Origin of the sequence: Dyadobacter sp. CY351 (assembly GCF_021502625.1) — a bacterium.
In the GTDB taxonomy this organism is placed as follows: domain Bacteria; phylum Bacteroidota; class Bacteroidia; order Cytophagales; family Spirosomataceae; genus Dyadobacter; species Dyadobacter chenhuakuii.
The window spans coordinates 763132-785774 of sequence record NZ_JAKFFU010000002.1 but is presented as its reverse complement, the minus strand read 5'-3'; the positions used below and the strand labels follow the sequence as shown (position 1 = coordinate 785774).

Genomic DNA, 22643 nt, shown 5'->3' with positions numbered 1-22643 from the left:
TCATGTACCGGCATTCTCTTAATTGGAAACGTGTTATTGACGCCCGAATGAGAATCTGTCCGGTCATCGTTTTACGGTGCTTTCTTTGCCTTATGCTCGTTGCCTTTTACATTAAAGCGCAGCCGCAGGACGAGCTTTCATCGTACCGCCTGCAACATTTCACTGACGAAAACGGGCTCCCGCAGAATAGCGTAAAGGCCATTATGGAAGACAGAAACGGCTTTTTTTGGCTTGCGACAGAGGTGGGCGTCGTGCGTTTCGACGGGCAAAAGTTTATCACTTTCGATAAGTCTAATGTAGCCATTTCAAGCAACCGGATACGCGGCTTTGTTCCCGCCCTGCCAAGTCCGCAGGCCGATCCCGATTACGAATTTTACGGACTCACGGAGGACAACCAGTACATCGGCATCCGCAACAACGGGCTGGTAAAATCTGACACCGCTTTTTATAAAAAATACACGCAGACCGACCCTTTCACAGGCAGGCAGATCAGGCACAACAGCATGCTGGGAAGCTCGCCCGCGCAATACCCGAACAGGCCGATGGAGGAGCATTACTTCGTGGCTGCGGACAGCGCGACATTCTACATATGGAGGCAAAACACCATTTCCTGCTATAAAAATCAAAAGCTGATCTCGACATCCCGCGGCTTGTTCCGGGATTTTTTCCTGATTGGGTCCCAACCGTTCGCCATCGACGCATTGGGCAGGATTATCAGAATAAGGATTGGGAAAAGCAATGAAATCGTTTCGCCCGATGGAGACATCGTTCGTAATGATTTGTTTATCAAAGGCAAAGACAATCTCAAATTGTATTGGAACAATGTTGCAAAAAGTGCCTTTCTATATCTGAATGAAACCTTCTACGCGCTCGAATTAACGCCTGGGGGACGATTGACGACAAAATTGCTTCTGCAGGGTTTTGATTTTGAAGATCAGGATATCGTGGCAGCGCATTATAGCAAAACCACCGGCGCTCTGCTGCTGGGAAGCACGACCAAAGGTTTGTTTTTAATTAAAAATAAAAACTTTGTAACGCTTAAAATAACCGGTAAGGACGCTGATAATGCATACTACGCACAAAAACCAGCTGGAAACAATGCTGTAATAACCAGCCAGGGATACCGCATAGGACGGAACGAAGCAGGTGCCCCGTTTTTTGAAGGCGTGGTTTCTCCGTTTATGAAAGAGTTTGGTTACAAATTCTCTCTGGCTATGAATCCTGACAGTTCTTTCTGGTTTGGGATCGGTGACGACCTTTTTAAATTGGATAAAACAGCACGAAATGTGCTATATCAGTTAAAATTGCAGCAAAAATTCATGTCGCTTCGTATCGATAAGCAACATAGGGTATGGCTGGGCGGGGAAAACAACACGCTGCATGAACTGGTGAAGTCCGGCAACGGCTACCAGCCCAAATTGGTTTTAAAAGCAGATTTCGGAGGTGTTTCCATCATAGGCCAGGAGTCAGATGACGTCCTTCTGCTGGGAACCACAACGGGGTTTTTCAGATATAATGTCCGCACCAAACTGTTCCAAAAGCTGACTAATTTCAAGGATATGAGTATCCGGAGCTTTTACACAACCGCAGAGGGAACGTGGATCACAACTTATGGCAACGGTTTTTTCCTGTTAAAAAAAGACCGCTTGATCTCGTTTCCCTTAGATAAGGACCGGTTTCTGGCCTTTGCACATTGCATCAGCGAAGATGCGAATGGCTTTTTTTGGATTACCACAAACAGAGGCTTATTTCAGGTAGCGAAGCGGCATTTACTGGACTATGTCCAGAATAGTCATAACATGGTTTACTATTTATATTACGACCGGAGCCAGGGTTTTGCTACAAATGAGTTTAATGGTGGTTGTTATCCGTGTTCGGTAAAGCTGGCCGACGGCACTTTATCACTTCCTTCAATGGATGGCCTTGTGTGGTTTTCTCCAAACAAAATCAAGCCCGAATTGCCGGATAGGGGCGTTTTTGTAAGTTCTGTCACTATGGATGGGAAAGACATCCCGGTCAAAGACACGCTGCTTGTTCCATATAACTCGGAACAGCTTCGCTTGCAGGTGACGACACCATATCCCGGTCATGTGAATAACATTCAGATGCATTATTCCTTGTCAGGCGGAGGAAGAGAGGAGAAATGGTTGCGCGTTAATACCGACTTCATGATCTCCATCCCGAAGATGCCGTACGGTAAATACAACCTGACGATCAGAAAGAAAAACGGCTTTAAGACCAACGATTACACCTACAAAACGATCGTCCTGGACATTCGGCCGGCGTGGTACGAAACGTGGTGGTTCCGGTTACTTATCGCGCTTGCCTTGCTGGGATTGTACTTCATGGCTGTAAAATGGCGGGCGGGTTATCTGGTAAAAAAAGAGCGAAAAGACAATCTGGTCCGGCATTACCGGGTTATCAGCCAGATTGTAGCAGCGGTAAATCACGACATTCAGACGCCATTGCATTACATCGGCTATTCGCTGCGGTATATCAATGATTATCTTCAAAAACTGGAAAATGGTAATCCGCTGATAAACAGGATGAGCGAAGAAACGCTTAATACTACGGTGCACATTGGAACGCTGACCAAAAATTTGTTGGATTACATCAAAATTCAAAACAAAAACGGCTCTTCACGCACACAAATGAGCCAGGTAGAGGCGCGGGCCATGATCGATGGCATTTATTCGCTTTTCTCCGGCATTGCCGTTTCCAGGGGAGTTGTATTAAAAAATAATGTTGAGCCCGGTTTTCATGTGTGGAGCGATCCCAGTCTGCTATCGATTATCGTGCATAATTTACTGGATAATGCATTAAAAATCAGCGCATCCGAAATAACAATATCGTCCGGCATTGAGGATGGCAAGAAGCAGATCATCATCGAAGACAGCGGAACCGGCATGCCGGAAGACCTTATGAAATGGCTCAATAAATCCTATCGCACCTACGAAGAATGGCTGAAAATCTCCCTATATCCCGAACAAAGAGGCATCGGACTTGTAATAGTAAAAGACTTAAGCGTCCTGCTCGCCATCAACATCACCGCCACCATCAACACCAAAAATCACACGATTGTGAGGTTGGTTTTTGAGTAGATAAGGGACTTACCAGCATGGCGTAGCTTATAAAACCCCACCCTCAGACCAACTTATCAACCGTGATCGGTAGCTCTCTTATGCGCTTTCCGGTGGCGTGGAAAACTGCGTTGGCGATGGCGGCGGCTACGCCTACGATGGCGATTTCTCCGAGGCCCTTGGAGCCGATGGGATTGACCACCATATCGGGCTTATCAATGTAAATTACCTCAATTTCCGGAGTGTCCATGTGAACCGGGAGATGATAGCTTGACAAATCATTCGTCACGTAACGGCCATAACGGTGGTCCATAACGGCTTCTTCCATCAGCGCCATTCCTATGCCGCCCACTATGCCGCCAATGGATTGGCTCCGGGCAGTTTTGTAATTGATTATTTTGCCAACGTCCGCGCAGGTGACGACACGCGTTACCCGCACTTCCGCCGTAACCGGATTCACCTGCACTTCCACAAAATGACACCCAAAAGAATACATGGAATACTGGTCACGCTCCGGCCCGGATTTAGATTCTTCCGTGACTTCGACTTGTGGTAAATTGTGATATTTCAAAATGTCGGGATACGAAACGGACTTGGAACCGGAGTCGGGCATCGCCTCAGCCAGTTCGGACAATCTCTTTTTCAGGGCTTCGCAAGCGACGTGAACTGCCGAGCCAACGCTTGGAATGGTGGATGAGCCATTCTGCCCCGGCGCGTCCGGCAGGCTGGAATCGCCCAGGTCGAACCGGATTTTTTCCGGGCTTATTCCCAGGACTTTCGATGCAATGCTGGTCATGGCCGTTCCTGTTCCCGGCCCAATATCCATCGTTGCGCTTTGCACAATAACGGACCCGTTGGCGAGCATAATCGCTCTGGCTTTGCTCGGGTGCCGGTGAAAACCATAAAGGCTCGAAGCCATTCCATAACCAACCAGCATATGGTCTTTTTGCATCGAGCGAGGTGACATGACCCGATCTTTCCAACCGAATTTTTCAGCTCCCAGTTTGTAACATTCCCGAAGTCCTTTCGCCGACCACGGCAGATTCCTTTCCGGGTCACATTCGGCATAATTGCGCAACCGCATTTCCAGCGGATCGATTTTCAATGCATAGGCCAGCTCGTCCAATGCTGATTCTAGTGCAAACATTCCCGTTGCGTCGCCGGGCCCGCGCATCCATGTCGGCGTGTTAACGTCCAGTTTCAAAAGCCTGTATTGCGTAGTCACATTCGGGCAGGCATACATGGCGCGGGACGCGAGGATGGTCCGCTCCAAATGTTCTTCGTAAGTGGAGGTCTGCCCTACCCCTTCGTGCACAATGGCGGAAAGCGTGCCCTGCTCATCTGCCCCCATAGCCACTTTTTGAACCGTATAGGGACGATAACCGACGGATGTGAACATTTGCTCACGGGCCAGAACGAGCTTCACCGGCCGATTCAGCTTCCTGGCTGCCAGCACCGCTGCCACCGTGTGCGGCCATACACGGATGCCCGATCCAAATGCACCGCCAATGAACTGCGCGTTCACTTTTACATTCTCCCGAGGCAGCTTGAACGCTTGCGCCAGATTCCCCTGGGCAGACTTGACTCCCTGATTTTTATCATAAATGGTCAATTTATCCGCGCCTTCCCAAACCGCAATGATCGCGTGCGGCTCGATGGGCTGGTGATGCTGCGTAGGGATCGTGTAAGTGTCCTCAATTTTTACTTTCGCTTCATTAATGGCATCTGGATTTCCCCTTACATAATCCTGAAAAGGTGAATTTTTATTTCTCTGTACGCCTTCTGCTAGGGCAGCATTTTTTATATTTTCCTCAAAGTCAGTCTGATGAGCCTCCTTTTGGTATTTTACTTTGACGAGTGATGCAGCTTGATTTGCCTGCTCCAATGTCTGCGCGACCACCATAGCAACCGGCTGGCCACTGAAATACACGAGGTTATCATAGAAAACGCGAAATGCTGTTCCGACAGCCGCTCTTTCGGCCGGTTGTTTAACATCCCCATATCCCGGAACGCCAGGGGAATTCAAATGGCTGATCACAGCGAGGACACCGCGTACAGCCGCCGCTTTTTTGGAATCAATGCTTACAATGCTTCCTTTTGCTATTGTACTGGTAATCAGCACAGCATAGGCCATATCAGGGAAGTGGTAATCTGCTGAATAAGTCGCGGCCCCCGTCACTTTTACCCGCCCATCCACACGATCGAGTGACATGTCCGGCTCCGAAGATTCAAAAAATGGCTTCATTGCTTTTGATTGTCATTTTGGACCTGCATAATGATATTTATTTTCTTATACATAGTTCAAAAAGCGCTATCTGCCCGCAAGTCTACCCGTTGTATCAGCGCGCTGCCAGCACTTCGCGTATGCGCGTCCAGCGGATATCCGGGTAGCGATCGTTGTCAAGCGGACTCATTTTTGGCTTGCCGCTCAACATGTTTTGAAGATATTGCATGCCCTGCCAGGGCGGAAAAACTTCGTCGTTCTGCGGAGATAAGGTGCGGGTGATTTTGATCATCGTGCCAAGAAAACCCAAGCCACCTGGACGCAATGTACCAAACTTTTCACCCGTCGCTTCCGAGGCTGCCCGCTGAATGTCCCGGATCGTCGCCACCTCTCCCGCAATCCGCAGATAACGCGGCGTAGTAGGATCCAGTGCCGCAGCTGCGGTATAATCAGCAGTATCCCGCATGGTTGTAAAGTCCATGGGCTGATCCGCGTTTCCCCAATAAAGCACGCGTTTGATTTTGAACAAAACCACGGGAGCCTGACCGGTTAACAGGTCTGTAAACATTCCATTAAGGATAGATGTGGCCGCAATGGGCGCATCATTTAGCTTACGACCAAATTCGCGCCGGAGATCAAGGTTGCGGTTGCTGCCATCGGGCAGCTTGGTGAAATCAATGCTGAAATCGGAAGGAATAAATCGCGGAATACCGGCAGCAACAGCAGCATTTAACAAACGCATCTGCATGTCAACAATCACGTCCCGGAGCCCTGATAGCGCTGAAACTAAGCAAGTCCCGCCGGCGCAAGCGCGTGTCAGCTCGTCGACATTAGCAAAATTCACCTCAATGATTTCGGCCCCTATACGCCGGAGTTCTGAAACGCGGGGGTTGCTGCTGCCTTGCCTGACGAGTGCCTTCACGACCCCACCGCGCTTCAATATAAAGCCTGCAATCAGAAAACCCAGCTCGCCCGTGGCCCCCGCCAGAATTATAGTCGCCGATTCGGGTAATTTTGTAATGTCCGTCATGATATCCGTTTAATGTTGCAACAGAGAATACAACAATTGTTCCCGGACACATTTACTTTACAGCATTGCAATGTATGGCTGAACGGACTTTCATTCAGGAACCGTCTTTCTAATCAAAACCCTCACGAAAAAGCAGCTCCTTGTTTCACTTTTCAGATTTAAATCAACTACTTTTTCAAAGACTTAATAAATAATGTAACAGACTCAATGTCCGGCTCCGTCAGGATGCCGACGAACGAGGGCATCTCTTCATTGTAACCCTTCACGATTTTGACGCCCGGTTTCAGAATAGATTCCTTAATGTATTTTTCGTCTGCAACTGCGCTTGTTCCATCCTCAAAAACGCGTTTGGAACCGTACAGATTCTGAAACGGCGGGCCATACATTCCGTCTGTTTTCAAGCCTTCCGAATGGCAGCCGGCGCAGGCCATTTTTTGGAATATTTCCCGGCCGTGTTCCGCTGAAACCATAACCTTTTTGTCTTCCTTTTCCGCAATTACCGGCATTTTGACGTCCAGTAGGGCAAGGTCAACATTGCCAAACCCATACGACGTCAAATCCATATTTTCCGCTTTGTTCACCGTAAAACAGAAGCTGTCGTTCATCTTTTTGCCGTCAGCCGCAGCCAGCTTATACGAAACTTCCATTTGCATCACCTCGGCCATTCCGGGGACCAGGATCAGAATCTTTTTACGGTCTGCCGACAAATAGGAAGCGGCAGCAGTCAAGGTTTCCTCGCCGGAAGTGCCATCCATTTTAAAGTGACCCGAACCATATTCTTCCGTGCGCTGATAATTCCATCTTTTCACTGCAAAATTGGCTGCATCAGCTGCCATTTTAGGATCAAGCTCTGCATCAAAACCAAGGATAACCCCTTGTTTGCCAGCCTTAAACTGGTTGGGCAGATAGCTCGGCTTACCTGTAGAGCGCAGGCGCAGCAATGCACTGATGCCCGTCGAAGTAGAGCCCCACAAGTTGAAACCGGCAACATATAGCTGCCCGTCGACCGGGTTAACGATGCCTTTGGAGGTCGGCGCAGGATAATCAGCATGAATGACCGAAACCCCTCCCTGCGTTACATTCGAAGAACTATCAATCAAAACTCTGAACAAACCCGGCCGGCCAAATGAGAAATGGATCAGGCTGCCATTCAGCGGGCCCATCTTATTGCCGGTAATCCACGCCTGGCTAATGCTGGAACGGTCCACTCTATGCGGAATCCAGGTCAGCGGAGGCGCCACTTCCGGATTATCTGAGCGGTGGGCAGTGGGTTGAACGCCATAGTAATCCCCTTTTTTAATTAAATAAATAGGTGTTGACGGAACGAAATTTCCCTGCTGATCCGAAGCGGTAAGAATGCCCTTTTCAGGATGAATTCCAAGGTAAGGCCCCCTTAGCCCCGTTGCTATCACCTCCGATTTCAGACCATTCCGGCTTATTTTAAGGATCGCCCCATTCTGCGTCGATCCGGATCTGAAACCTTTGCCGGTTTTGGCAGTCATTCCCGGCCCGTTGTCCAGGCTTCCGCCTTTCGCAATGTAAAAACTACCGTCCGGCGCCGCCACCATATCCGCAGCCCATTCTCTCGATTCGGCCGATTGCTCCATCACATTGGAGAAATTTTCGTAGAAATCAGCCACGCCATCTTTATTAAGATCGTGCAATTTCACAATGCCTTCCCGCCCGAATACATAAACCCGATCATTTACGATTTCAATGCTCATAGGCTCATGAAAACCAGAAGCAAAGCGCGTCCATTTCAGATTTTGAAGGTTTTTATCAATTCCTTCGATCATCCACACATCTCCCTCGAAAGTCACTACGCTGGCACGCCCATCTTTGAAAAACCCAACATCTGCCACACGCACATTGCGCTTCCACGGATTCGGCAAAGGAAGCGTTAACTGATCCGTCACAAAAGCGGCCGTGTCCGGCGAGAGTTTCCCTTTGGTAAAAACCGTTTCTTTCCATAGAGCCGGCCCGCCTTTTTTGTAGTCGGGAATGGTCACCTTGCCCTTTTTGCAATAATTTTCAAATGCTTTTTTAAGTCTGGCAGGGCCTTTCCAGATTACAACCGTCTCATTGATAGCCTTTTGAGATACAGGAACTCTTACCGTCAAGAACTGATTACCCGTAATTTCAGGCTGCAATGAACCTCCTTTGCCCAGAATGCCGACCGCCGTAACTGTATCCTTGTTCGCCCCGTGGTATAGATATGCAATTTTGCCCTTCACCTCCGAACCGGTTGCCTGCCGGACTTCTGCCGCTGTCAGGAAAATTTCCTTTGTAGTGTTTTCAAATTGAAATGCTCTCGTAAAAGCCGTTTGATCTTCAAACTTCGTGCTTCCCGGCAATTCGGCAACGTCGGCACTCCCCACCGTATAGGTCAAAACAGCCTCATTACCATAGACATAAACGCCTTTCCACCGACCTTGCTCCGCAGGCATCGGCGCCCAGGTTGGCTGCTTTGTTTCATTAATGTTGGATAAATCTCCCGAAAACGGCTTTTCCAGAGTCCAGCCTGGATAAACACCCGTGGCTATTTTCGCTTCTCCGGTGAGTGAAGCGATTTTATTATTCTTATTAAAAAAGTCCTTATACGAGACCTGCGCCATCAAAACCATCGGCAAATACTTCCCAGTCCACGCCACCGACCAGCGCAAAAGGTCGGTGTCGAAACAAACATAAGTGTCGTTACCGAGCTGCAAAGCCAATGTTCGCGCCGCCATATTGTCCTGCGGGTAAGCCGGTCCAAGCTTACGCGCATCAACTGATGTGGAAATATATGGAAAGCCATCCTCTATGAACGAACCCAGTTCCAGGGAATCCTTGTAATTGGCAACAACCGTTTTATTATCCGTATAACCCGTCAGAAAAACAGAACCCAACGTCAAAATACACATCCAGACTGTCCCCAGGTGTTTACGGCAATATCTCAAAATAAGCATGGTAATGAATATGGTAAAAGAACAAAGTCAAAAGTCTGTTGCAGTTGAAAAGTTACTTGTAAAACTATCTGAAAAAGTGAAAGCGCACCTGTACACCCACTTGAAGAGGACGCGTAAATGGAGGTCTTAGCCTGAATGATTTTACCTTAAAATAACTCAAACCGTCTACTGGCACAATGGATTACCCAAGAATTCAGAATCTCCGCAATTTTTATCAAACGCGTTAAGGAAACGCGTCATTTCAACTTTGTAAACCTTACTATGTTATGAAGAAAATTGTTTTACTATTTTCCCTACTCTGGTTCCAGCAAAAGCTCTTCGCACAAACCATCGAGAATGTGGGAATCAACACCTACACCCCAGACCCCAGCGCGGCGCTGGATGTTCAGGCTACGAACAAGGGGGTGTTGCTGCCTCGGGTTTTTTTGCAGTCAAACACCGATGCCGGAACCGTCGCAAACCCAGAAAGAGGATTGCTAATCTTCAACACAAATCCCGGATTACTGGATAAAGAAGGCTTTTACTTCAATATCGGTACGGCTGCGAGTCCTGATTGGAAGAGTATCGAGGAAAACATCAAGCTTCCTTTTAATCAAACTGCGACAAGTTCGGGGGCGCTTTTTTCTATTAAGAATACGACGACAACCGGCAATTCTGCTGGAATTGGAGGCTATGCTAATGCTGGACAAGCGATAGCAGGCCTTTCGTCGACCGGGACGGCGGTTATGGGAAGAGGTATTCAAAATGGAACGGGGGTGTATGCTTCTTCACTTACTGGACTTGCGCTAGAAGTAAATGGCAAATTCAAATATGATGGCCCGACATTATCGCCAGGGACAGGAAAAGTTCTAACATCGGACGGTGTTGGCAATGCAACCTGGGAAACACCGCTTAACGAATTTGATAATATCTTCAATGGTTTTCAGGCGAGTGGCATTCTTGGAGGTGGCAGCCAGAATATGTCTGAAAGCACTTTCGTCAAAGTTGCATTCGCAAATCAGATTTACGATTGGGGCGGAAGTTACAATGACGTTAATATGGCTCCGCATAGCACTTTTAATGCTCCAAAACATGGGATTTATCATTTTGACGTAATGGCAAGATGGGAGAAAAGTTCAGACGACCTTTTTGGCCCTACAATGAAGCTTGTTAGAATTAGAGGCGGAGTTACCACAGAGGTGTCAGAAAGCAGGGCATGGTCAACGGACGGATCTCATACATCACACATAGCCATTGATTGTGAATTAGAGCAAGGCGATCAGGTAAATGTGATTGCCAGGTCTTATGGGACTCAGGTAGCCCTTGCGATGTCTGATAGGGATGCACACTTTAATGGACATCTTGCTATAGAACTATAATTTTTAACTCCCCAAAATTAAGATACTTATGAAAAAATTATTCATCCTTTTAACAACAACGCTATTATGGGAAAGCGCTTCTGCGCAAAGCGTCGGCATTAACACAAATTCGCCACACCCTAGCGCCATACTGGATGTAAATAGCACCAACAAGGGTGTTCTTTTTCCGAAGATCTCATTGCAATCGGAATCGGATAAAATAACAATTCCCAATCCAGCAAAGGGCTTGTTGATTTATAATACGAACACGCTGGCGGGCAGTGAAGGCTTATACTACAATTCCGGTGATGGTAACAATCCTTTTTGGAGAATAGTTGGTTCAAAACTAAGTTTCCCTTTCAGCCAGATCGGGAACAGTAATGTTGCGTTGTTTTATGTTTCGAATTCGGGCGTTTCGCAAAATTCCGTCGCAATTTCTGGATCCTCCGAAGTGATAGGTGTTAGAGGTGCCTCCGATACGGGGATAGGTGTTTCAGGAACGAGCTCGTCCGGAGTAGGAGTTTTGGCGGCAAGCACTTCGGGACTTGCCTTACACGTTTCTGGAAACCTTAAAATCGCAGGAAACGGACAATCCCCTGGCAACGGTAAAATACTGACATCAGACGCCAATGGTAATGCAACATGGCAAGCACCGGCTGTAAACATTGTCGCTTTCTCAGAAGTGGGCATCAACGGTGGAGGCAATATCAATTCATCAGGCGGACAGGAGTTTGTCACGGTTAACTTTGGCAATATCACATATAATGTCGGTGGAAATTATAACCCTCTGGCTAACAGCTTCGTTGCTCCATTTAATGGAATTTACCACTTTGACGCCATGGTTGAATGGACCCACGGAGATCCGGACTTGGAATTCAGTCCTTCGTTGCAATTGGTCAGATTTAGCGGAAATAATGTCTCAGAACTAGCACTAGACTACAAATACAAGGTAAGTTCCAAGTATACATCGATCATATCAATCGATTGTCAATTGCAGCAAGGCGATGTTGTAAATGTCAGGGGGAAATCGGGAGTAAACGGTGTAGAGCTTGAAACCGCAAACTCCACTGCTCATTTCAACGGAAGAATGCTACAAAAGCTTTGATGCAAAAAAATTCAGTTCATTCAATAGTCAAATAATATATTATGAAAACAAAACATACCATAATAGCACTGCTAGGCTTCACAGCCGTTTTTGCAGAGGCACAGGCGCAATTGAAGACAGGCGCGAACAGCTTCTTTATATCGCCGGGAACAACCGTGACCGTTAGCTCTTTGTCACTGACGCCAACCGAAGCGACGAACCTGAACAACAATGAAATAACACATTCGGATGTGGCAATTGCTGGTAAGCCAACGGGCAGCATCAATCGTGTTTACAATCTGGCGAGCCCACTTACTTTTAAAGGAAAAGTGCTGATCACTTATCTTGAATCAGAATTGAATGGTAACAATGAAAATGTGCTGCAAATCACACATGCAGGACCAGATCACATTTACACGATTCCGACGAACAAAAGCACACCCGACCCGATTTTGAACAATGTTTCCGAATCAGGAGACTGGACGAACATCAGCACCCTCACTGCAACAGAATCCGGCAGTGGGCTGCCTGTTACATTGGTGGACTTCGTTGCCGCACAAAAGGAAAATGATGTTGTTCTTACTTGGAGCACTTCGTTTGAAGCCAATAGCGATTTCTTTGAAATTCAGCATAGCACAGATGGGAAGAACTGGCTCGTACTCGGAGACGTAAATTCAAACGGCGATAGCAAGATAGAACGCACTTACTCCTACGTACATGAGCGACCGTTAGCAGCTGTGCATTATTACCGCTTGCGTATGGTAGACAATGATGGAAAATTTGCATTCAGCAGAATCCGGAATATTCGGGTGGCAAATAATTTCGCTGTTGCATTCCATCCAAACCCAGTAGCAGATTGGCTTACCATTGAAATGCCGGATGCACGTCAACCCGAAAATGTAAAAATTGTAAGTAAATCCGGCAGTGTTGTGTACGAAGCCAATAAGAGTGAACTACAAAAGCTGCCTGATGGTGCAATCAATTTGAAACAGCTTACAGCAGGCATTTATGTTATACAGGTCCGTGAGCAGGATGGAACATTACATTCTTCTAAATTGATCAAAAACTGATTACTATGATCAAAAATCCCTATTCATGCGCTTGTATGATTTTATAAAGTGAATCTTTCTCTACCACGACGGCGTAGCTTAGTGACCAATGTGTCCTGGCTGCGTCGTTTTTTTGTTTCCAACTAGTGTGTTACCTGTTTAAAGCCACAGCTAATAAAGTCGATTCATGCCAAAACAATCCCTGTCAACAGCTTATCTAAAATTTTTCAGATATTTTTAGTGTCAAATGTTTGATATTTAAAATAACAATATTATTTTTACATCAAGGTTACACTTCATCAGCAAAAATTATGAAACGCGTTCACATCGACAACAACCATTGGAATACACTGGCCAGCATCAGGCATCACATGTATGAATATCTCCTGGTATTTTCTTGTGATAAGGTGACGGAAGCATTGCTTCATAATGTAAAGCGTTATTTTGAGGAAAATTATGGGTGCGCCTATGCTGCGAACCTGGTACCGCACCTTACGCTCTTCAAATGTACGATTCATGAAAACAAAGTGGATCGCATTATCCAGGGATTTGAGAAAGTGGCCCGCCATACATCTCCATTGTCCATTTCGCTGACGCAATTCAAGAAGTACGAATACGGGAAATTTTATGTCGATCTGGAAACAACGGCGTCCGATCAGGTGCTTGATCTGACTAAAAAGTTGAAATCAGAAATAGGCCGGCACGTGCGGCAATGGGCGCCCGGCGAGAATCATTTTTGTGAAGATCCGCATTTCACCATTGCAAGGAATATGAGCGCCTTGCAAACCGCCAAGGCAGCCATAGATTGGCTTTACCGCGAGTTCCTGGCATCATTTCAAGCCAGCGAAATGGTTCTCCTTAGGAGATCACTGGTTACAGGCTCTAAATACGAGCAAATCGCAAACTTCCCACTTCTTGGAGTTCCAGGAGGCAGTTATACACAAGGTTCACTGTTTTGAATGGTTAGGTTCATGGCGTGCGGGTGTCACATCATGAACAACATTCAATAGTTAGCGTAAACAAAATACCAGGAGTTGCCGCATATATGGGGTAGCAACATATGTGGAGTAACAAAATTCACTAGTGGGCGGCTCAGCAATGAGTAAATGTTTAAATTGCGTAAGGACGGCAGTATGATTAAGGCTGTTGATCCCGCAAAACCTGAACCAGCTACGTTTATGAAATTACGTCTCCTACTTAATTTGTCTGTTCTCAGCATATGTGCTTTTGCAGCAAATGGTCAGTCTTTTAACAACTTTCCGGTTACCACGCAAAAACCTCCTTTGCATGCCAAGCACTGGATCGGCATTACCGGAAAACCGTTGGCGGCTACGGCGGGAGCGATGATTTTTAGTAAAGGCGGGAATGCGATTGACGCTTCCTGCGCAATGCTGGCAGCAACCTGCACCATGTGGGATGTGTTGAGCTGGGGCGGTGAAACGCAGGCGCTGATCTATAACCCAAAAACGAAAAAAGTAATCGCAATCAATGCGATGGGTGTTGCTCCGACCGGGGCAACCGCTGATTTTTTTAAAAACAAGGGCATGAAATATCCACCGGAATATGGGCCATTGGCGGCAACAACGCCGGGAACGGCTGGTGGTTTAATGACAATGCTGGCAGAATATGGTTCAATGTCCCTGAAAGAAGTGCTCGCACCAGCAATGCAACTGGCGGAAGGATATCCCATCGAAGCACAGACTGCCAATGCGATCGAAAGAGATAAGGCCGAAATAAAAAAGTGGCCATATTCCACCAAAGTGTTTCTGCCACATCTTGGTTCAAAACGGGAGGCGCCGGATGCGGGCGAAATATTTGTTCAGAAAGACTTGCTGGCGACGTTGCAAAAACTGGTTGACACAGAACAGGAAGCATTAAAAAAGGGGAAGAGCCGGAAAGAAGCGATTTATGCAGCTTACGACCGTTTTTATAAAGGTGACATTGCCAAAGAAATCGCCAGAGGAACGAAGGAACAAGGCGGCCTGATCACAGAACAGGACATGGCCAATTGGAAAGTCAAGATCGAGGAACCGCTGATGACTTCTTACAGAGGGATCGATGTCTATAAAATGCAGCAATGGACGCAAGGCCCTGTGTTATTGCAGACTTTGAATATGCTGGAAAACTTCGATCTGAAAAGTATGGGTTACAACTCATCGCGATACGTGCACACGTTGTATCAGACCATGAACCTGGCTTTTGCCGACCGGGACTTTTACTATGGTGATCCGGCTTTTGCACCTGAGGAACCAATGAAAGGTTTGCTTTCGAAAGAATATGCCAAGGAAAGAATCAAGCAGATCAATTGGGAAACGAATGATGCGAAGGCACTTCCCGGAGATCCGTATCCATTCGAGGGAAAGAAAAACCCTTATGCAGATCAAATTAAGTCATGGGGAAATTTCCATGCTTCGCTTAACCGTAACGCGAACGGATTAAGTAATGAATATATGGATGAGTTCACAGCGGGGACGACATCTGTGGAAGCAGCCGATGAAGAAGGCTGGGTGGTAAGCATTACGCCCAGTGGCGGCTGGGTGCCTGCCTGCATTGCAGGCAATACGGGTGTGGGATTGAGCCAGCGTATGCAGTCATTCGTTCTGGATGCGAAGGAAAACCCGTTCAATGTTGTAGAGCCGGGCAAACGGCCGAGGGTTACCTTGACGCCAAGCCTTGCGCTGAAAGATGGAAAGCCATTTTTGTCATTTGCAAAACAAGCCGGGGATGAACAGGACCAGTTGCTGCTGCAATTCTTTCTGAATATGGTGGAGTTTGGCATGACGGTGCAGGAGGCTACGGAAGCACCCAGCTTTAAGACCTTGCAAATGTATGCAAGCTTTGGAGCACATGAAAAAGAGCCGGGCGGGCTTATACTCAACCAAGCCATGCCCGATTGGTCCCGAAAAGAACTTACCAGAATGGGTTACAAGCTTTACTTTCAGCCGAGAACAAGCGGACCGATCAATGCGATCTATTTTGACTGGCAACATAAAAGCTTCTGGGGCGGATCCAGCAACCATGGGGAAGATTATGGCATTGGCTGGTGATCCCTATTAAAATCCGGACCGTACTAACCCGGACAAGTGAGTTGCCATTCCTGTCGATGCATTTTTTTAAACAAAGCGCAATCAATATCTTTGAAATAAACCGATACGTATGTTTTCCGCTGCTGAATTAAAGAAACACAACACTTCATTGTCCACTGAAATTCTTGCAGGAGTGTCGTCGTTTCTGGCCACAGCGTACATTATCGTAGTCAACCCATCCATATTAAGCCAAACGGGTATGCCGTTTTCGGCAGTGCTGACGGCCACAATTCTGGTTGCTTTTTTCAGCAGCTTAATGATGGGTTTCTATGCAAATAATCCGATCCTGGTTGCGCCGGGAATGGGATTGAATGCATTTTTTACATTTACAGCAGTCTTTACCGAGAAACTGAGCTGGCAAGTTGCGCTGGGGACTGTGTTCTGGTCGGGTATCTTTTTCCTGTTGCTATCGTTTTTTAATGTGCGCGCCTACATTGTAAAGGCCATTCCAAAATCGCTGCGGTTTGCCATAGCGGCCGGAATCGGCCTTTTTATTACATTAATAGGCTTTGCAAATGCCAAATTCATCGTTGCCCATCCCGCAACAATGGTGGGTTTGGGCAAATTAAATGCTTCGTCGCTCACATTTGCCGCGGGGTTATTAATTACGGTCGTTCTTTTGATCAAAAATATTAAAGGCAGCATTCTTATCGGCATTGTTTTAACGAGCCTGCTCGCCTGGCCAATCGGACGCTGGTGGGGCGGAACGGAGACCATTATCAACATCGACACCATTGTTTCACAACCTGATTTCAGCCTGCTTTTCGAGCTGGATATGGTCAATTCACTGAAATGGAGCCTGGCCCCTATTATCCTGGCATTTGTTTTCACGGATATGTTCGACAGTCTTTCCACATTCGTAGGACTCGCCGAAGCGGCGGAACTGCTGGATGAGAACGGCGAACCCAGGAACATTAAAAGATCACTCGTTACCGACGCCTTTTCCACCACCATCGCTGGATTGGTCGGCAGCAGCCCGGGAACTGCATACATTGAATCGGCCGTAGGCATTGAGCAAGGTGGAAAAACAGGACTTACCGCTGTCGCGGGAGCGATTCTTTTTCTTCCTTTTCTTTTTTTATCGCCATTATTAAGCGCTATTCCGGCTATTGCAACTGCTCCGGCCCTTGTATTAGTGGGCGTTTTTATGATGAAACCAGTTGTTAAGATCAATTGGGGGAACCTGAGCGAAGCGTTTCCAGCATTTTTTGCGATGGTGCTAATTCCATTCACTTACTCCATTACGCAAGGAATTATCTGGGGATTTTTGAGCTGGACCGCACTGCATATTGCAACGGGAAAGATCAGGGAAATCAGTCTGGCGCTCTGGATCATTGACATTTTTGCCATTCTGGCGCTCATTCTTTAACTTTTTATGAAAAAATCACTCCTTATTTTTCTTCTCTTATTTTTACAAATTACAAACATTAATGCGCAGAGCATAACGGGCGTTCTTGGTGCATTTCCTCCTGAGCTGGTGTTGCTGCAAAGCAGAATGGAGGAGAAAAAAGACACGATCATACAGCAGATCCGCTTTACAAAAGGCAAATTAAATGGCCGCCAGATTGTATTGGCGCAAACGGGGATCGGGAAGGTGAATGCTGCGATCACTACGACTTTGATGATCGAACATTTCAAGCCACGCGAAATTATCTTTTCCGGAATCGCGGGCGGCATTGACCCTGCGCTTAACCCAGGCGACATAGTGATTGGGACACATGTGACCTACCACGATTTTGGTATGGCCGAAGACAACGGGATGCAATATTGGTCTACTAAAAACCCGGCAACAATGTTGGAAAACCCGAGGTCATTTGTTTGTGACAGTACATTGGTTAAGAAGGCGTTAGCCGTTTCTAAGGGACTTACATTCTCTAAGATCAAACGCGACAACGGCAGTTTTGAACCAGCTGTAAAGCAGGGAATTATTGTCACAGGCGATATTTTTGTCTCTTCTGAAATTATCACCAAACGCCTCCGTGAAGAGCTGAATGCCGCTGCAACTGAGATGGAAGGTGCTGCTATTGCCCAGACTTGTTACCAACAAAACACACCTTTCCTGATCATCCGCAGCCTGAGCGACAATGCCAATGAAAAAGCGCAAAATGACATTATGGCCTTTTACGACATTGCCGCTCACAACGCCGCCACACTTGTAATGGCTGTTGTCGGGAAAATGTAAATGTGCTGTTATTATGCCCAGATATCGTTGCTGGCCGTTAAAATGATCGGCGCGCCGTCGGTTACCACGATTGTGTGCTCATGCTGAGCCATGAAACCGCCTTTGTCCCCTACCGTTGTCCAGCCGTCGCCTGTTTCCACGGCCAGCGATGAACGTGTTGAAATAAACGTTTCGATGGCAACTACTGAGTTTTTCTTGAAGCGCCTCGTATTAGAACGATCGCGGTAATTGGCAATTTCGGACGGTTCTTCGTGCAGATGCCGTCCTATTCCATGGCCATTCAAGTTTTTGATCACCTTATAACCGCGTTTTCTGGCTTCTGATTCTATTAAAAAACCGATATCCGAGATTCTTACGCCGCCTTTGATGTTGCTGATCGCCTTTTTCAGGATTTGTTTGGAGGCGTCCACAAGCTGCTGATGCCCGTTTGTATCTGGTCCCAACACAAATGATCCGCCGTTATCAGACCAGTAGCCACCCACTTCTGCCGAAACATCAATGTTCACCAGATCGCTATCGCGCAAGATCGTTCTGTCCGTTGGGATGCCGTGGCAAAACTCATTATTAACGCTGATACACGTCCAACCGGGAAAGCCATAAGCGAGGTTAGGCGCTGATTTTGCCCCAAATTCTTTAAAAAGCCCAGCCCCGAAATTGTCGAGTTCTTTGGTTGTCATTCCGGGTTTTGCAAACGCCGTCATTCTTTTCAGGATTACGGCAACCACTTCACTCGCACGCTGCATTCCCGTTAATTCTTCTTCTTTGGTAATCGACATATCTTAATTGTAAAATCCCCGATGCTTATTCGCCCCTAACATAAGCAGACAAATGTGCTTAGTCAAGCGCGGATATGAAAATCGAGCAATTGTTTCTGGTGTTCTATTGTGGGAACAAGGATTTTCAACCGCTTCAAATCTTCTATACTCACGTAATAAACACTGCCTTTTTGTTTTGCGATCCTGTGAATGTTTCCTTCCAGACGTAATTGGGTAAGCATTAGTAACAGAAAATGGCTGTTCAGGTGCTCATTGGCAACAATGCGCAGGTATTTGGTATGTAAAACAAAATGGGGAAGATCGAAAAGGACACAATTGCCAAGCTGGCTGGAACTGCTGTTATGGGTAGATATAATGTCGCCATGCAGGAAACAGAACTTCTTTTTCTCGCGCTCGGAAACGCGCATATATTTCGGTTCTCCCAGGATAATACTGTCGCCGACCAGTTTTTCAATGAGTGTGAATGGTTGTAAATTTTCATCGGGCCATTCAAACTGAGCATATTGGCATCCCGTCGTGATCGTTGCCACAGCGCCCAGCTCTGCCTGATCGCAGTCTTTAAAATTAAAATACTTTATGGGTTTCAATAATTCCATCGTTTTGCCCCGGTCATCAAAATGTGTCCGCTCGTACATTAAAGCGCTTCATAAGATAGCCGGATAAGCATAGGAATGGAAGAAGGCAGGAGCTGAATGCCGGGAATTTTGGCCTGAATGACAGTTATATCGGATTTAAGTAATGCATCAATGATCCTATTTACCGAGCCAATCCTTAAATGCAGCAATGCGATCCAGGCTTACAGTCACTTCAACTCGTGGCGTAGGCTCGATTTCCACGACCATTTTGCCCATGGGATGCTGATTCACCGACCGGATGGAATGTAAAGAGATCACTTGCGACCTGTTAACCCTGAAAAATCGATTCGGATCAAGCAGTTCAACAAGCTTATCCAAACTGTAATCAAGGCTATAAAATTTCCCGTCTGTTGTGTTCAACAGCGTGGTCTTTCGCTCATAGGAAAAATAGGCGACTTGCGCCACCGCAATGCTCTGCAATCGCGTTCCGGCCGTGACCATGAACCGCTCTTTATAGGCCGACTCCTTATAATTTTCCAGTAACCGCGCGAACCGATTTTCGGGCAACGTAGGTTTTACAATGGTTTTAAACTTGTCGATGGCCTCCGAAAGCTCCTGATAATCAATTGGTTTTAACAAATAATCGATACTGAATGTTTTGAAGGCCCTTAATGCATATTCGTTGAAAGCGGTTGTAAAAATAACCGGAACGGTTAGTTTCAGCTCTTCCAGAATACGGAATCCAAGATCGTCTTCCAGGTGAATGTCCATGAAGATCAGGTCTGGAAGCTCCGCATTTTGTTTTGCAAAATATGCCAGCGTCTTTTCAACAGACGCGATTTTGTCGAGCACCCGGATCGTCTTGTCATACCTGTGAATGAGGTTTTCCAGGCGTTCGGCAGTCTGGCCTTCATCTTCAATGATCAATACTTTCATGTCAGCAATGGGATTTTCACAACGAATGAAACGCCTGTTTCAGAGACCGTTACCGGCTCTTTGGTCAGCAATCCATATCTGCGGATAATGTTGGACAGTCCTATTTCAGCCGAAGCCGGCACGTTGTTCCGCTTTCTGATGAGATTACTAATAATCAGCTGAAAATCAATCATTTCAATACTGATATGCAAAGGATTTTCCAGCGACATTTGGTTGTGCTTCACCGCATTTTCAATGAGCAATTGCAATGTGAGCGGAGCGATTTTGTATTGGTAATGGGCAGCAGCAGGGATTTCGATGTGCACATGCATCTTTTCCTCAAACCTCGATTTCAGTAAAAAAACATACGCTTCAATGAAATCCAGCTCCGTTTTCAATGTTACCGATTCCAGATCGGAATGATCCAGTATATAACGGTAGGATTTGGATAACCTATTGACATACACCACCGATTGCTGCGGATTCTTTTCAATGATAGAGGTCAGAATACTCAGGCTATTAAACAAAAAATGAGGGCTTAATTGACTTTTGAGTGCTATAAAGCGGGTTTGCAAATTCTCCTTTTCGAGCTGTGCGGCGCGCAAGCTTACTTGTTCCAGTTGTTCATTGCTGCGCTTGACCGAGACCATATAAATGGTCGCCAACATAGCCATCACCGTCAGGCCCGTATTCGCTTTTGCTTTTTGCTGACGGTTGAAAGGCTGTATTTCCTGCTCGGTCCTTTTGATGACGATCTGTAATTGCTGCGCCAGCAACATTTCCATATTGCGCCAAAGGAAAATGAATGCAAAATTGAATAACACCGCCAGCACCAAACCAACGGCATAGGTAAAAAGCCGCCTCGGAAACCTGAACGTAAACGTTGCATCGAGCCTGCCGGATGAGTATTGTATGGCACCGATGATCGCGATCCATATCCTGAAAAACAGCAGGTTAACAGCGAATTCAGCACTCCAGAGCGGCATTTTATTTAAAATGGTCTCTCCGTCCAACGCCACATTGCTTACAAATATCCGCACAGGCAGATAAATGCAAACAATCCCGGCCGCCAGCTGCCACTCCTGTTTTGAGAATAATGTTGAGACCGGAATTAATCGCATAGCGGAAGCAGGACGGTGAGGGTTACGTGAATGTGCGAACCCGGACTATCATTATTTATGCCTGGAAATGTAATCTGCATGACTTGAATTGCATTTTTTCAAAAGTAAGTATAAATCTGAAAGTCCCAGGCTGTTATGCAACGAAATTGAAGTAGCGATGTGTCCTTATGACAAAGCAATTATTACTACGATCCTGCATGATATCAAGAAAATTCTATCTTTCATTGACTTTGACTGCGCTGCTTTATGTCTTTTCAGAAGTCATTTTCAGGATAGGCCTTTCCCTGGTCGGTTATCCGTTCTTTCAGCCGGCCCGATATCTTGAAAAGAAATATTACCCCTATATCGAAGCCATGCAGGAGGCGCAAGTGGAACGTGGCGGCGACACCCGGAACATCCTGATCCTGGGCGGATCGGTGGTCAACACGCATTGGTCGAGGTTGGAAATGCGGCTGGATACATTGTTTCAAAAGGCCTATCCGACAGTTAAAAAATTCAACTTCTTCAATGTCGCCATGCCGGGCCATAACTCCCGCGACAATCTCGTAAAATACCGGCTCCTCAAAAACCAGCCCTATGACCTAGTCATTTTTTATGAAGCCATCAATGAGAACCGCGCCAATAACATTTCCACCGAAATGTTTTACCCGGATTACAGCCACATCAAATGGTATGACGAGATCAATTTGCTGTTGAAGCATCCGGAAATGAATGTGACTGTGATACCCTACTCCATTCATTTATTAATCAAAACACTGATAGACAAGCTAAAACACCGGAATTACATCAGCAATGACCAGGTTGACCCTGCATATGCCGGTTATGGTGAGGACATTAAAACGGCTGCATCCTACTATAACAACCTGAATGACATTGCCCGGCTGGCCAACAAGAAACACGACCCGCTGCTTCTGGTAAAATATGCAACCTTCTTCCCGCCCGGCATAACATTGACGGGTGAGGAGGCCGACAAAAAATATTTCACGCCCTGCTACATGGTATCGCCGGTGACCACGTGGGGCAAGCCGGCGAATGTTGCGAAAGGAGTCCGGATGCATAATGCAATGCTGGAAAAAGTCCATCGCGAACAAAAGACCGGTTTCTTTAATATGGCGGCGGTTATGCCCAAGGATTCGGTTTTATTCTGTGATGTATGCCATCTGAGTGAGCCTGGCGCGCAGCGTTTTGCAAGGGAGCTGTCGAAACATATCGTATCGAGCGGAGTGTTAAAGTGAT

Annotated in this window: 16 protein-coding genes; 9 read left to right on the top strand and 7 right to left on the bottom strand. The window is 46.6% G+C overall.

Going from position 1 to position 22643, the window contains the following annotated elements:
• Positions 1–92 precede the first annotated feature (92 nt).
• Positions 93–3101, top strand: coding sequence for a HAMP domain-containing sensor histidine kinase (locus tag L0660_RS05350; RefSeq protein WP_235158468.1), 3009 nt, complete (start codon positions 93–95; stop codon positions 3099–3101).
• Between the two features lie 43 nt (positions 3102–3144).
• Here L0660_RS05350 and L0660_RS05345 read toward each other — a convergent pair whose 3' ends face one another.
• The 3 genes from L0660_RS05345 to L0660_RS05335 all read right to left on the bottom strand — a co-directional run bounded on the left by L0660_RS05345 (position 3145) and on the right by L0660_RS05335 (position 9282).
• On the bottom strand, positions 3145–5325 hold the full coding sequence (locus L0660_RS05345; RefSeq protein ID WP_235158467.1) for a xanthine dehydrogenase family protein molybdopterin-binding subunit: 2181 nt from the start codon (positions 5323–5325) through the stop codon (positions 3145–3147).
• Between the two features lie 94 nt (positions 5326–5419).
• Positions 5420–6334, bottom strand: coding sequence for an NmrA family NAD(P)-binding protein (locus L0660_RS05340; protein WP_235158466.1), 915 nt, complete (start codon positions 6332–6334; stop codon positions 5420–5422).
• 167 nt (positions 6335–6501) lie between these two features.
• Positions 6502–9282 carry a DUF6797 domain-containing protein gene (locus L0660_RS05335; protein ID WP_235158465.1) on the bottom strand — a complete coding sequence of 927 codons (2781 nt, stop codon included), beginning with the start codon at positions 9280–9282 and terminating at the stop codon, positions 6502–6504.
• 266 nt (positions 9283–9548) lie between these two features.
• On the opposite strand from L0660_RS05335, the gene L0660_RS05330 reads away from it, so the two are divergent.
• From L0660_RS05330 to L0660_RS05300, 7 genes are all read left to right on the top strand, one after another.
• Positions 9549–10640, top strand: coding sequence for a hypothetical protein (locus L0660_RS05330; RefSeq protein WP_235158464.1), 1092 nt, complete (start codon positions 9549–9551; stop codon positions 10638–10640).
• A 28-nt stretch (positions 10641–10668) separates the two neighbouring features.
• Positions 10669–11724 (top strand): C1q-like domain-containing protein, encoded by a 1056-nt coding sequence (locus L0660_RS05325; protein ID WP_233795883.1) that lies wholly within the window; start codon positions 10669–10671, stop codon positions 11722–11724.
• 41 nt (positions 11725–11765) lie between these two features.
• Positions 11766–12773 carry a T9SS type A sorting domain-containing protein gene (locus L0660_RS05320; RefSeq protein ID WP_235158463.1) on the top strand — a complete coding sequence of 336 codons (1008 nt, stop codon included), beginning with the start codon at positions 11766–11768 and terminating at the stop codon, positions 12771–12773.
• A 290-nt stretch (positions 12774–13063) separates the two neighbouring features.
• Complete coding sequence (locus L0660_RS05315; protein ID WP_233795881.1) at positions 13064–13711, top strand: 2'-5' RNA ligase family protein; 648 nt, start codon at positions 13064–13066, stop codon at positions 13709–13711.
• Positions 13712–13930: 219 nt separating this feature from the next.
• Positions 13931–15799, top strand: a complete 1869-nt coding sequence (locus tag L0660_RS05310) for a gamma-glutamyltransferase family protein (protein WP_233795880.1) — start codon at positions 13931–13933, stop codon at positions 15797–15799.
• Between the two features lie 109 nt (positions 15800–15908).
• The gene (locus L0660_RS05305; RefSeq protein WP_233795879.1) at positions 15909–17207 is read left to right on the top strand and encodes an NCS2 family permease; all 1299 of its coding nucleotides are present in this window, start codon (positions 15909–15911) and stop codon (positions 17205–17207) included.
• A gap of 6 nt (positions 17208–17213) precedes the next feature.
• Entirely contained in the window at positions 17214–18020 is an 807-nt protein-coding gene (locus L0660_RS05300) for a 5'-methylthioadenosine/adenosylhomocysteine nucleosidase (RefSeq protein ID WP_235158462.1), read from the top strand.
• Positions 18021–18031: 11 nt separating this feature from the next.
• On the opposite strand, the gene map is transcribed toward L0660_RS05300, so the two are convergent.
• From map to L0660_RS05280, 4 genes are all read right to left on the bottom strand, one after another.
• Positions 18032–18796 carry a type I methionyl aminopeptidase gene (gene map, locus L0660_RS05295; RefSeq protein WP_235158461.1) on the bottom strand — a complete coding sequence of 255 codons (765 nt, stop codon included), beginning with the start codon at positions 18794–18796 and terminating at the stop codon, positions 18032–18034.
• Between the two features lie 62 nt (positions 18797–18858).
• Positions 18859–19431, bottom strand: coding sequence for a restriction endonuclease subunit S (locus L0660_RS05290; protein ID WP_235158460.1), 573 nt, complete (start codon positions 19429–19431; stop codon positions 18859–18861).
• 117 nt (positions 19432–19548) lie between these two features.
• Positions 19549–20307: a LytTR family DNA-binding domain-containing protein gene (locus tag L0660_RS05285; protein ID WP_235158459.1), complete on the bottom strand. Its 759-nt coding sequence runs from the start codon at positions 20305–20307 to the stop codon at positions 19549–19551.
• A complete protein-coding gene (locus L0660_RS05280) occupies positions 20304–21407 on the bottom strand; it encodes a sensor histidine kinase (RefSeq protein ID WP_235158458.1) in 1104 nt (367 codons plus the stop codon). The genes L0660_RS05285 and L0660_RS05280 overlap by 4 nt, the downstream gene beginning before the upstream one ends.
• A 197-nt stretch (positions 21408–21604) precedes the next feature.
• Here L0660_RS05280 and L0660_RS05275 point away from each other — a divergent pair, with 197 nt between their 5' ends.
• On the top strand, positions 21605–22642 hold the full coding sequence (locus tag L0660_RS05275) for a hypothetical protein (RefSeq protein ID WP_235158457.1): 1038 nt from the start codon (positions 21605–21607) through the stop codon (positions 22640–22642).
• Position 22643 lies beyond the last annotated feature (1 nt).